The following is a 12,201-nucleotide window of genomic DNA, read 5'->3' as shown; positions in this document are numbered from 1 at the left end:
CCAGTAGATAGACCACAAGAATGCGGCAGCCCACCGTAAACTGAAAACCGTATACCGAAAACCTATTTTTTTAAATCAACGGAAACAGTTGCGCGCCGATCATGATGACCACCAGACCGGTTAGCCCCATGACGACCAGCAGGGGCGAAATCGTTTTCAGCGCTTCCTGTTCGGTTAAGTTGCTCAGTTTGCAAATGATCCAGAATCCGGCGTCGTTCATCCACGGCACCAGCTTGGAGCCGCAGCCGATGGCCAGGCCCAGATAAACCGGATGAAACTCCAGGTTCGCGTTGGTCGCCATGCCCGACAAAATGCCGGACGCGGTAATCAGCGCCACGGTGGCCGAGCCCTGCGCGGTCCGGACAACGGCGGCAATCAGGAACGCCAGCGGAATCAGGGCCATCTGGTATTCTTTGGTCATGTCGGCAATGCGGGTGCTGATGCCGGTTTGCTGCAACATGCCGCCAAAGGCCCCGCCCGCAGCCGTGATCAGGATAATGCCGCCCCCGCTCATCAGAGCCGCCTGCACAAAAGGCGTCAGCCCTTCTTTGCGGTCTTTTTTCTGACTCGCCAGAACCAGCAGCGCCACAATGCCCCCGGTGACAATGGCAATGTTTTTATCGCCGAAAAACTTGATCAGTTTCAGGAGGTTATTCAAAAAAGCCGACTCCGTCAGCGGTTGGCCGGGCGTCGCCATCGTGTTCAGCGCGGTATCGGCGCAGATAAACACCAGCGGAATCAAAACCGGCAGCAGCGAAACGCCCAAACCGGGCAGGTGGCCGTCTTCTTTGGCCGCAATGATTTTGATGTCTTCCAGCTTCGCATCGAGTGAATCGCGCAACGGAATCGGCCATTTGCGGTTGGCCCAGAGCGCGAAGAAATAGCCCGCCGTGATGGTAAAAAGTCCCACGATGGTCCCGGCAATCATCATCAACCCAATCGGGATGTGCATTTCGCCCACCAGAAACAGGGGTCCCGGTGCGGGCGGTACCAGGGAGTTGGCCATCGCGGCCCCCGCCATGATGCACAGCACCAGCAAGAGGTAATTCTTTCCGATGCGCAGGGTCATGGCTTTGGCGAGCGGCATCATCAGGAAAATAACCGTATCGAAAAAAACCGGGATGCCCAGAAAGAAGCTGCTGACCAGAAAGGCAATCGGCGCTTTTCCGATGCCCGTCAGCCGCAGCATGGAACGAATGATGCGTTCGGCGGCCCCGCTTTCCAGCATGCACTTGCCAATGATGGCGGCCATGGCAATCAGGATGCCGATTTTGCCGCAGGTGTTGCCAAACTCGGTGGCGATGCGCTCGCCGATGCTTTTTTTCGCCAGCGCCTGGGCGGCTGTCGGGGCCGTTCCTTTGGCGATGGCAAACTGTTCGATGGCCGACGCGGGCGTCATCAGGGCTACCACGAAAGCGCCCAGCAGGAGCGCCAGAAAAGGGTGCAGTTTTAATCCAATGATGCCACCGACAACGATCAGTACACCAACGGCCAGAATAAGAAGCGGATCAGACATCAGGGCGGTTTTAGGGTTTAGGCATTTTGAGTTATTGAGTCAGTTATTTCGCGGAGTTAAGCGGAGTTTTTTATAAAAATTCGTTTCCTTCGCTTACCTCGGGGCAACTCCGCGAAATAATCACTTGTAAACATTTCGGAAGGCATCCAGCTTTGTGGCCAGATTCCGCGCACCGTCGGCGACGAAGGTTCCGTCGGCACCGCAGGCAATCATCCGGATGCCCAGCTCATGGTACCTCCGGTAATCGTCCGGATTGAAAAAGAGAATGCCGGTGGCTTTCCCGGCTTTTTGGGCTGCGTTGACGGTTTCGCGCAGGGCTTCCCTGAACCGGGGGTGGTCGAACTGCCCGAAAATGCCGAGTTCCATCGACAGATCGGCGGGTCCGATGAACAGCACATCGACCCCGTCGATTGCGGCCACTTCGTCCAGATGATTCAGCACCTCGACGGTTTCGATCTGCACCACGCCCAGAATGGTGTCCCGGGCGTCGGCGTAATACTGCGGGAAGTTTTGCGCAAAACCGGTGGCCCGCACCATCTTGGCCACCCCGCGACTGCCGTGGGGCGGATAATGCAGGCCGTTGACGACCTTTTGCGCGCCCTCCGGATTCAGAATTTTCGGACACATGATGCCTTCCGCGCCCATGTCCAGCACACGGTGAATCCGCTGGCTTTCGGAGCTTTCGACCCGTACAATGGCTCCCGCAGCGGTGTGTTCCAGCGCCTGCAGTTGATACAGCACGTCTTTTTCCGACCCCGCCCCGTGTTCCAGGTCGATCAATACCCAGTCAAAACCGGACTGCCCCACAATTTCCGCCGTGAGCGAGCTGCCCAGATTTAACCAGCACCCGTTCAGGGTTTCGCCTTGTTTCAGTCGTTTTTTCAGATTTTTCATTTCCTAGAAAGGCGAAAAAGAGCCAGGATTACTTCTTGTCCCACCAAATGCGGGTGTCGAGCAGATTGGGCCCCTGTCGGCCAATGGCCTGATCGACATTTGCTTTGTTTACATTCAGTTCGGCATCGGTGTAGGTCAGTCGCCGGATGAAGTCTTCGGTTTTCAGGTCTTTGCCGGGATAGGGATTCGGTTTCAAAACCGGAAAACCGCTCCGCCGGAAATTGGCCCAGGTTTCCGGCCCGATCAGAAACGACGCCACCCAATACTGGGTGTTGATTTGCTCCAGTTCTTTCCCGGCCGCCAGCGGATTGGCGTCCACATACGCGGTAATTGCACTTTCCGCCACGGCCGTATTCGCGCCGTAGGCTGCCAGTTGCTGCATGTGCGCCCGGATGCCGTTGGCGTAGAACGTGGCCGCCGTGCCCGGGGTCCATTTCCGGAAAGCCGCTTCGGCCAACAGGAGTTGGGTTTGGGCGTAGGTAACCAGAAAACTCGGTGCGGTCAGACCCGCCATGCGGGTTTTGTCGAGCTGGCTGTAATCCCACAAACTGGCTAGTTTGCTGGCCGTCACCGCCAAACTGATCGTCGTATTGTCGTACCCCTGCGGGGCTCCAATCTGGACAGCCGCCGTCCGGTTGGCCCGCGATTCCACCTGCTGCGCTCCGCTGGTGGCCCCCACATACCGAACGGCGATGGACGCCAGGCGCGGATCGTTGTTTTTTTGCAGAAAGCTGACAAACTCCTCGTCCAGGTAGAAAAAGGCGGATTGCCCTCCGTTGAGCTGGCTCCCGACGGGGTTCGTAAAACTGGCGTTGTGCCGGATGATGGCGTTATCGGCATTGGCCTGCATCACCCCGCCCGCTACGGCCTTAGCCACGTACTCAGCCGCTTTGGCGGGATTTACCTTGGAAAGCCGCATGGCGCCCCGCAACAGCAGCGAATAACCCAGGCGCTTCCATTTGACCACATCTCCGTCGTACAGCACGTCGCTGGCGACTTTCGTTTTCGACGCATCCAGGGCCGCCGAAGCGGCATCCAGCTCCGTCAGAATATCCATGTAAACCGACTCCTGCGTGTCGTAAACCGGTTTTACGATTCCTTCCAGGTAGCTTTTTCCGGCCTGCCCGTACGGAATGTCGCCGTAGGTGTCCGTCACCACCATGAACGAATAGGCTTTCCAGATCCGCGTCATGTTGTAGAGGTTGGAGCGGGCCGGATTGTCCTTGGTCTGGGCAATCACGTCCACCAGCTCCCGGATGATGGTCCGGTAATAGGTGTTCCAGTTGCCGTTGGAGACGGTCCGGTTGTCCTGGTTAAAATTGGCCGCCGACCCCTGCCCGCTGAAGGGCGTGATCATCTGCTTGACGATGGTAGTTTCGTAACTCAGGTTTCCGTAGGCGGGGGCGCTGTTGACGATGGCGTTGTTCAGTTGAAAGGCCGGTTCCACCGCCGTAAGGGCAATCGGATTGATGTTCATTTCATCAAAACCGTCGTCGCAGGCCGTCAGCGAAAGAGCGAGGAAGAGGCTTGTCAGTATCTTTTTCATGGTTTCAGTACTGGTTTGGGAGTGCGGGTTGTTTCGCGGAGTTGAGCGGAGGAGAGCAGCGTAAGCGGAGAAAATAAAGGTAAAAAGATTCTCTGCTCAACTCCCTTGGCTCCGCTTAACGCTGCGAAACAGCCCTCATATACTTAAAATCTGACGTTAAGATTGAACCCAATGCTTCGGGTGATCGGCAAACCGGTGGCTTCGAGTCCGACGAGGTTGTCGGACGGGAAACCGAACTGCTCGGGGTGAATATTGGGCACCCATTTTTTGATCACCGCCACGTTATTCGCCACCGCATTCAGCCGCACTCCTTTGATAAACCGGGCATTTGTCGGTATGAATTTGGTAAAATCGTAGCCCAGCGTGATTTGCCGCAATTGCCACAAACCGGCGTTGTAGACAAACTCCTCGGCGATGTTCTGCGAGCGGACGGTTTCGTAGAAAGCCTGCACGCCCGACCGCGTCTGGTTTACTTCGCCGTTCGGGTTGACGCCCACACCGATCACGTAGCCTTCTTCCCGGCCCACCAGCGTGGCCTTGTGCAAACCGTGCCGCCAGGCGTTGTGGTTGGTGCCCGAAATCATCTTGTGCCCCAGCTTAAAGTCGATCAGGAACGACAGGTTGATGCCTTTGTAGGTAAAGCTGTTGGTAATCCCGCCCACCCATTTGGGCAAGGCGCTCCCGAAGCTGATCTGCGTGGCGGTTCGCAACGGGCGGCCGTTTCCGGCGTCGAACACCTGGCGGCCCTGGGCATCGCGCAGGTAGCCAAACCCGAAGAGCTGTCCCATCGGCAAGCCCACCACCTGCCGGAGTTCGCCACTGAAATCGCCGGTGCCGACGGTAATCATGTTGTCGCTCACGCTGGAACCCAGATCGAGCACTTTGGTGACGTTGTACGATGCGTTGAAGGTCGCATTCCAGGTAAAGTTGGTCTGTTTGACGGGCGAGAGATTCACCAGCATTTCCAGCCCTTTGTTGCTGCTTTTCCCCACGTTGATCAACTGCGTCTGGTAACCGCCCGCGTCGGACGTCTGGGCGCGCAAAATCTGGTCGGACGATACTTTGTCGTAGTAGGTCAGGTCCAGCCCCAGCTTGTTGTTAAACAGCCGCATTTCCAGCCCGATTTCTTTTTCCGACACCCGCATGGGGCGCAGGTTGGCGTTCGGAACCGTCGTTCCGCTGATGCTCGCCAGCGGCTGGGCCACCCCGCTGGGCGACGGAAACTGCTGTGCGTTGATGCCGTAAAAAAGGTTATTGGCGTACGGCGACACGTCGGTATCGCTGCCCACTTCGGCATAGGCCGCCCGGATTTTTCCGAACGTCAGCCAGACGGGCAGGGACGTAGCAAAGGCCTGCGAAAACACAAAGCTGGCCGTTACCGACGGGTAGGCGATGCTGCGGTTGGCGGGCGACAGGGTTGAAAACCAGTCGTTTCGCAGCGTTCCGTTCAGGAAAATAAAATCCTTGTAAGAAACCTCCGCCGAGCCGTAGAGCGAGTTCACCTGCCGTTCCGAGAGTTCATAGATGGCGTCGCGCTGCCGTCCGTTGCCGATGGTGTACAGATCGCGGACGTAAAAATCCTGCACAAACACGTTGTGCCGGCTGATTTTCCGGTACATCTGGTTACCGCCCAGATTGACATTTACGCCAAAAACCCCGAATGTTTTGTTGGCATTCAGCAAAAAATCGGCGTTCAGTTCCCGCACCGTCCGCGTATCCTGCACATACTGTCCGTTCACAAAACCGGCGGGGGCTGCGGGCTGGCGCTGGGTGCCGGTCGGCAGGTTGTAATCCTGTTCGCGGGCGTAGAAATCCTGCCCGATCCGGGCCTGCAGAAACAGCCAGTTCGTGAAATTGTACCGGGCCGTCAGGTTGCCGAAAACCCGGTCGGTGCTGATGTTCTCGAAGCGTTTCAGCGCAAAATACGGGTTCGTCCGGTTCGTAAACCGCGACCAGACGGTTTCGTTGCCGTTGGCGTCCGTCGCGTATTTTTCCAGAACGTCCAGCGGCATGGAGTTCGCCATGCTGAAGATGATCACCGGGCTGTAATCCTGCTCGGCGATGTTGGGCGGATTTTTCCGCAACTCCCGGGAGTAATTGACATTCCCCGACACCGTCAACTTCTTGGCCAGCGTTTGCGTAAAGCCCAGGTTGACGGTTTTTCGGTTGTAATTCGATCCGCGCAGAATGGTGGTGTTGTCGAGGTTGGACAGCGACAGGCTAAAACCGCCGTTTTCGCCCCCCGACGACAGCGTCAGCGTGTTGGTCCAGGTGCTGCCTTTCCGGTAAAAATCCGTAATCTGGTTCCGCACGGGCTGGTACGGAACGGTGATGTTGTCAAACAGAACCTGCGTCATGCCCGGCTGAAATTTCTCGCCGAAACTCCACTGCCCCGAGGTCGGAAACGGCGTTGTCGGGCGCACGCCGTTTTCGCCCTGCCCGTATTCGTACTGGTAATCGGTATAATCCAGCGGGGTGTCGGACGTAAAATTGGAGTTGTATTCCAGGCCGATGCCGTTGCCGGTTCCGCGGGTTTTGGTCATGATCATGATCACCCCGTCTTTGGCGCGGGAGCCGTAGAGGGCCGAGGCCGCAGCGCCTTTCAAAACCGTCATGGTCTCGATGTTGTCGGGGTTGATGCTGCTCAGGCCGTCGCCACTGTCGGAGGTGCGGTTGCTGCCCCGGTCGGACACATCGCCCCGCGCGCCGTAGTTGGTGTTGTCGATCGGAACGCCGTTGACCACGATCAGGGGTGAGTTGTTGCCGCCAAACGACGACTGCCCGCGAATCCGGATTTTGCTGGTTCCGGCCGGTCCGGAGCCCAGCGAGGTGATGTTCACGCCCGCCATTTTTCCCTGCAACGCGTTCATGAAGTTGGCCGTCCGGTTGATCGTCATCTCTTCCGAGCCCACCGTGGCCGTGGCATACCCGAGGCTTTTGGCTTGTTTCTTAATGCCCAGCGCCGTGACCACCACCTCGTTCAGGGCTTTGCTCTCGGGCACCAGCGCAATTTTCAGGTTGGTCTGGTTGCCCACCGTCACTTCCTGGCTGACGTAGCCGACGTAGCTAAACACCAAAACCGTGCTGCCGTCCGGCACGTCGAGTTGAAAGCTGCCTTCGGCGTTGGTGGTCGTGCCTTTCTGGGAGCCTTTGAGCAGAATGCTCACCCCCGGCAGCCCCGCGCCCTTTTCGTCGGTTACATTTCCCGACACCATCCGTTTGGGCGCCAGGGCCTCGACCCGCTCGCGCAGATCGATAAAACCGGGATCAAAAACCGGGGCCGTGCTGGCCGACAGCACCACTTTTCGGCCCACCAGTTCGTAGTCGACCGGCAGCGGTTTGAAGTACTTCACCAGCACTTCCTCCAGCGTCGAGTTGTTGGCCTGGATGCTGATTTTCTGCTTTCGCTCGATCACCTGGGAGCTGTACACAAACTGCACATCCGTTGCTTTTTCAATATCCGCCAATACCCGTTTTATATCCTGGTTATCAGCGTGTAACGTCAGGCGTCGGCTCAGATACTCCTGAGCCTTGCTCGGGTGGGCGAACGACGCGCCCACCAGCGAGAACAGGACCAAACTTTGTGTCAGTGAAAACCGCATAAGTTTCAACCAGAGTTGCCCGGAAAGGTGTTTTTTCATAGTTTTGTTAAGGTTGACCTGTTCTGTTTTCGGAACATTTTCCACTGAGTGATTACTTTGGCGAGCGATGCTCAGTGAATAGACCGGTTGGCAGTGACGCAAGCCACTGCCAATTTTTATTGGCCCATTTATCGATACGCCTTTCGGCTGATGATGATCTGGCCGTCCGTGATCTCGTAACTCGCTGAGGCTGCCTTGCAGAGCAAATCCAGTTTTTCGTACAGCGACTCACTCGACAGAATGGCGGTAATTTTCGAGGCTTCAAACGCCTGCTCGTCGAACTGGATCGGAATCCCGTAACTCTTTTCCAACTCCCGCAGAATAACCGGCAGGGGAACTTCGTCGTACACAAACGGAATGTCTTTCGCCTTGCGCTGAATCGGTGCGGGATGGGCCACCAGCGTTTTCGTCAGATTACCGTCGCTTTTCTCAAAAATAGCCGCCTGGTTGGCGTTCAGAATCAGCCCTTTCACTTCCTTGGCGTCGGCCATCCGCTCCGGTTTTGATTTGTATACCGACACTTTTCCCGACAGCACCTGCACCGTGATTTTTTTGTCCCGTTCATACGCTTTCACGACAAACCGGGTGCCGAGCACCCTGGTGATCATGTCGCCCGCATGGACGATAAACGGCTGGTTCTGGTGCGTTACCGAAAAACTTCCTTCGCCCTGCAAGTACACGACGCGGGCGTTTCCGGAAAACTGCGAGGGATACCGCAGGCGGCTTTTGGGGCTGAGCAGCACTTCCGAACTGTCGTTGAGCACCAGCCGTAAAAAATGCTGCGTCTCGTTGCTGGTTTCGACCAGCTGACCCGCCCGGCTGTCATACACAACCGGTGTCGCCAGCGTTGGCTGCCGGGTGGAGTAATACCAGCCCAAACCCGCCACCAGCGCAAAAACCGCGGCAATCGCCAGGCGCCAGCGCCCGGTGGCTGGCAGCCGGCTGGCCGGGTTCGACACCCTGAAATCCGGCTGACGGTCTGGCCTATACGCACTGGCCCTGTCGATGAATTTTTCCGTTTCTTTCCGGATTTCGGCCTCGCTGAGTCGTTCGGGCGTTGTGTTGGCCGCGCGGACAAACTGTTCGGCCTGCTGAAAAACCGCCCGTTTATCCGGGTACTTTTCCAGAAAAGAGCGCCAGAACCCCTCCCGATTGCTACGTCCCCGCACCCAGTCCTGGAACTCGTCGTCCTGAATAAAATCTTCCAGCGTATAGGTTTCGTAGTTCTTCATGGTTGACCGGTTTACGATACACGGTTTACGGTTTTCAGTATACGGTTTACGCCGGGCGACGCTACGCCGGGCGACGCTTCGCCGGGCCGACGCTTCGGTTTCTGACACGCGGTTTTCACGGGCATCAGCCCCCGAAAACCGTATACTGAAAACCGTAAACCGCAAACGGAGTGATCAGGAACGAAACACTATTCACCGTCCAGTTTTTCCGCAGGCTGATCAGGGATTTCTGGAGCAGGTTGTAGACCGACTGGCGGCCCAGGTGCATCACTTCCGCAATTTGCTCGAAACTCAGGTTCTGGTAAAACCGCAGGTAAATCAGCTCCTTCTGCCGGTCGGGCAGGTGGTTGATGACGCGCTCCAGTTTGCGGATCTGAAAAACTTCGTTTTCTTCTTCGATCCACTGCACATCGGCCGCAAATTCCACCGCAAAAGCGTATTCCTCCGAGAGGGTCGATTGCTGCGTCGTGTGCTTCCGCGAAAGCTCGCGCAGGATGCGGCTTTTCAGCACTGCCAGCAGGTAAGCCCGGATGTTCTCCACCTCCTGCACGGATGCCTGTTGTTTCCACAGGTTCAGAAAGACTTCCTGAATGCAGTCTTTGACAAACTCCCGGTCGGCGTGCAGCCGCATTCCCCAGTGATAAAGGTCGGAATAATAGCTTTGCATGATATTGGCAAGCGCGTACATATCCCCCGCCCGGTATTCCTGCCAAAGCTCTTGTGCTTCTCCCGAAAGTAGCCGTTTACTCATACGTGCCGAGTTACAGTGCCTTTAGGATCAAGAGCCGGTTTTTCGGAAAACCTAACCCCCCTTTTTAGATTATTTTTTTAAAAAACTAGAAAATAGTTATAAAAAGCGTCTGAAAGACCGCTAACAGGACTGCGGCACACCCGGTTTTCCAGGAGCCATGACGGTACATGACGAACCTGAGAAGCCGATTCGTTTTCTTTATTCCCTATTCAGTGTTGCTTCTTCATTATCTCCCAACCGAATGAACTCAAGAACCTCCCATCCGCTGGCTTCGCCCGTCGGCACCACCCTCGACCGGCACATCATCAACCGGCAACACGCGTTTGCCTACGCCACCGGGGAGTTATCGCAGCTGCTGCGGGACATTGCCCTGGCCGGAAAAATCATTCACCGGGAAGTAAACCGGGCCGGACTCATCGACCTGACGGGGGGCATGGGCGTTCAGAACGTGCAGGGCGAAAGCCAGCAGAAACTGGATGTGGTGGCCGACATCCGGTTTAACCGGGCGCTGAAAAATGGCGGGGAAGTTTGCGCCATCATTTCCGAGGAAGAAGAAGACATCATTCTGACGGGCAACAACCGGGCGAAATACGTGGTGGCCATCGACCCGCTCGACGGTTCTTCCAACATCGACGTCAACGTGTCGATCGGAACCATCTTTTCCATTTACCGGCGCGTCACGCCCATTGGCAGCGAGCCCACAATCGACGATTTTTTGCAGGGGGGTCACGAGCAGGTGGCAGCCGGTTACATTCTGTACGGTTCCTCCACCATTCTGGTTTACACGACCGGCCACAGCGTCGACGGTTTTACGTACGATATGTCGCTGGGCGAGTTTATTCTTTCGCATCCCGACATCAAAAGTCCGGAAGACGGAACGATTTATTCGTGCAACGACGGCAACGCGGATGCGTACCCCGCAGCGGTTAGAAGCTATCTGGCGGCCTGCCGCGAGAAGCAGCACACGGGCCGCTACATTGGTTCCCTGGTGGCCGATTTTCACCGCAATCTGCTCAAAGGCGGGATTTACCTGTACCCGCCGACACCCAAAAATCCGGACGGCAAGCTCCGGTTGTTGTATGAATGTTACCCCCTTGCGTTCATCGCCGAACGGGCGGGCTGCCGGGCCGTTGCGCACGCGGGCACCATTCTGGACCTGGTACCGCACAGCCTGCACCAGCGGACGCCGATTTACATCGGAGCCCCCGCGATGGTCAGGAATCTGCTCGATTTGTTTTAGCGAAGCCGGAAAGACAGGGAGGTTTGCCGGAAAGCAGCAAAAGGAATTCAGAAAAACCGGATGATTGCTTTACGTCGGCGTTACAGAAACCGGGTGAAAGTTCACGAAAACATAACCTCAAAAACGCCCGGAAGTCAGGGATTCGCAGCAATTTCGTCCGTCGAATTTAGAACCAGAACTTTTCTTTAACCCTTGCATTTTTCGTTATGGCGACTTCCGATTTTTCCGCATTGCCACCGGCCGACGAGTTTGTCGATCAGTTGGACGATTTCCGCACGACCCTCAAGAGCGCCATCGTACAGGTGGTGACCAAGCTGGGCGACGAAGCCGATGCGTCTGATTTTGATTTGCGGTTTTTACCCCTGACGTTAAGCGATTCCGGCCTGGAGATTACGGGTTTGACCCTGAACGATGATGAAAGCGACCCGCTGACGCTGAGCTTCAGCGACGATAACGATGTGGAGCTGGACGAGCTGTCGACGGACGATCTGGTGAGCTTATACCAGGTGATGAAAGATGCCGCCGACGAGCCGGAAGAAGATGATGATGACGAGGAGGACGACGAGTAATAAGCCGAAAAATTCATACATAATAGGATAACAACCGTACAGACCCCGGCTCTCTGCCGGGGTTTTGTATTTTAGGACAAACTGACGGTCAGGCGTTTAAACAGCACCCGACAGATAAAAACTGTGCGACTTCAGCACCAGCTTGGTTTCGTGGTAATGCTCTTCAAACAAGTCCTGCAATTCGTGAACGTACTGAATATACCGGCGGGTGTTGACGCACAGCCAGCGGTCCATGCCAGCCACCAGCCGGGCGTTTTCGAAGCTCCACGCGTTGGCCGACCGGTCGGGCTGGAAGCCAAACGCCAGCATCCAGGGTTTGGTCAGTTTGATGGGCTGGGGTGGTGTCTGCAAATCGTTGAGGTGCGCTTCGGTTAATAAAACCGGCTCGTTGTGAACGACGTAATACCGGTTTGTCTTGGGGATGTTGGGCATTGTGCAGGTGGATCAAGTAATACCCCTTGTACGCCGACCCCCGGAACAATATTGCCCGTCGGCGCAAATTCCGGCAGAACTTTAGTGAACGGGACTCGAAATTAAGTTACAAAATGCCCCGAATTTCATCTTTCAACCCATTTCCGGCACCATCGCCACCTGCGTTTGCGGGTCTTTTTGATTCAAGCCCTCCTGAAAAGACAAAACCGGCTAAGCAAGCCGGCTTGTAATATTTTTTCTCTGTCCTATTTCCCTGCGCGGTGATGGCACAGGTACTTACAGTGACATTTACAGGCAAAAACAGGGCCAATGTTACTTAAAGTGACATTTTGGTAACATTTTATAATTTAATGCTAAAATCCTTCAATTGCCCCCCCTAA

Annotated in this window: 10 protein-coding genes; 2 read left to right on the top strand and 8 right to left on the bottom strand. The window is 56.0% G+C overall.

Annotated features, from left to right (window positions below; all coding sequences use genetic code 11):
- Positions 1-70 precede the first annotated feature (70 nt).
- The 6 genes from ACYVHX_RS05050 to ACYVHX_RS05025 form a co-directional block, all read right to left on the bottom strand.
- Positions 71-1,516, bottom strand: coding sequence for a GntP family permease (locus ACYVHX_RS05050; RefSeq protein ID WP_460670532.1), 1,446 nt, complete (start codon positions 1,514-1,516; stop codon positions 71-73).
- 120 nt (positions 1,517-1,636) lie between these two features.
- The gene (locus tag ACYVHX_RS05045) at positions 1,637-2,410 is read right to left on the bottom strand and encodes an HpcH/HpaI aldolase family protein (RefSeq protein ID WP_460670531.1); all 774 of its coding nucleotides are present in this window, start codon (positions 2,408-2,410) and stop codon (positions 1,637-1,639) included.
- 28 nt (positions 2,411-2,438) lie between these two features.
- Positions 2,439-3,956 (bottom strand): SusD/RagB family nutrient-binding outer membrane lipoprotein, encoded by a 1,518-nt coding sequence (locus tag ACYVHX_RS05040; RefSeq protein ID WP_460670530.1) that lies wholly within the window; start codon positions 3,954-3,956, stop codon positions 2,439-2,441.
- Between the two features lie 143 nt (positions 3,957-4,099).
- Positions 4,100-7,597: a SusC/RagA family TonB-linked outer membrane protein gene (locus tag ACYVHX_RS05035; protein WP_460670529.1), complete on the bottom strand. Its 3,498-nt coding sequence runs from the start codon at positions 7,595-7,597 to the stop codon at positions 4,100-4,102.
- A 128-nt stretch (positions 7,598-7,725) separates the two neighbouring features.
- On the bottom strand, positions 7,726-8,829 hold the full coding sequence (locus ACYVHX_RS05030; protein ID WP_460670528.1) for a FecR family protein: 1,104 nt from the start codon (positions 8,827-8,829) through the stop codon (positions 7,726-7,728).
- A gap of 124 nt (positions 8,830-8,953) precedes the next feature.
- A complete protein-coding gene (locus tag ACYVHX_RS05025) occupies positions 8,954-9,580 on the bottom strand; it encodes an RNA polymerase sigma factor (RefSeq protein WP_460670527.1) in 627 nt (208 codons plus the stop codon).
- Between the two features lie 241 nt (positions 9,581-9,821).
- On the opposite strand from ACYVHX_RS05025, the gene fbp reads away from it, so the two are divergent.
- Positions 9,822-10,820 carry a class 1 fructose-bisphosphatase gene (gene fbp / locus ACYVHX_RS05020; RefSeq protein ID WP_460670526.1) on the top strand — a complete coding sequence of 333 codons (999 nt, stop codon included), beginning with the start codon at positions 9,822-9,824 and terminating at the stop codon, positions 10,818-10,820.
- 206 nt (positions 10,821-11,026) lie between these two features.
- Entirely contained in the window at positions 11,027-11,389 is a 363-nt protein-coding gene (locus ACYVHX_RS05015) for a hypothetical protein (protein WP_460670525.1), read from the top strand.
- A gap of 96 nt (positions 11,390-11,485) precedes the next feature.
- Here the strand turns inward: ACYVHX_RS05015 and ACYVHX_RS05010 are convergent, their stop codons facing one another.
- A complete protein-coding gene (locus tag ACYVHX_RS05010; protein WP_460670524.1) occupies positions 11,486-11,821 on the bottom strand; it encodes a hypothetical protein in 336 nt (111 codons plus the stop codon).
- Between the two features lie 106 nt (positions 11,822-11,927).
- Entirely contained in the window at positions 11,928-12,131 is a 204-nt protein-coding gene (locus tag ACYVHX_RS05005; protein ID WP_460670523.1) for a hypothetical protein, read from the bottom strand.
- Positions 12,132-12,201: the final 70 nt, after the last annotated feature.

It is taken from the genome of Larkinella ripae (genome assembly GCF_054780775.1).
Note: the sequence above shows the minus strand (reverse complement) of the source record. Positions and strands in the feature narration are given on the sequence as shown.

Bases quoted from the DNA above. Each gene is read 5' to 3' on its own strand.
- ACYVHX_RS05025 (WP_460670527.1), bottom strand. From the start codon at position 9,580: ATGAGTAAACGGCTACTTTCGGGAGAAGCACAAGAGCTTTGGCAGGAA.
- ACYVHX_RS05050 (WP_460670532.1), bottom strand. From the start codon at position 1,516: ATGTCTGATCCGCTTCTTATTCTGGCCGTTGGTGTACTGATCGTTGTC.
- ACYVHX_RS05015 (WP_460670525.1), top strand. From the start codon at position 11,027: ATGGCGACTTCCGATTTTTCCGCATTGCCACCGGCCGACGAGTTTGTC.
- fbp (WP_460670526.1), top strand. From the start codon at position 9,822: ATGAACTCAAGAACCTCCCATCCGCTGGCTTCGCCCGTCGGCACCACC.
- ACYVHX_RS05045 (WP_460670531.1), bottom strand. From the start codon at position 2,410: ATGAAAAATCTGAAAAAACGACTGAAACAAGGCGAAACCCTGAACGGG.
- ACYVHX_RS05010 (WP_460670524.1), bottom strand. From the start codon at position 11,821: ATGCCCAACATCCCCAAGACAAACCGGTATTACGTCGTTCACAACGAG.
- ACYVHX_RS05035 (WP_460670529.1), bottom strand. From the start codon at position 7,597: ATGAAAAAACACCTTTCCGGGCAACTCTGGTTGAAACTTATGCGGTTT.
- ACYVHX_RS05030 (WP_460670528.1), bottom strand. From the start codon at position 8,829: ATGAAGAACTACGAAACCTATACGCTGGAAGATTTTATTCAGGACGAC.
- ACYVHX_RS05040 (WP_460670530.1), bottom strand. From the start codon at position 3,956: ATGAAAAAGATACTGACAAGCCTCTTCCTCGCTCTTTCGCTGACGGCC.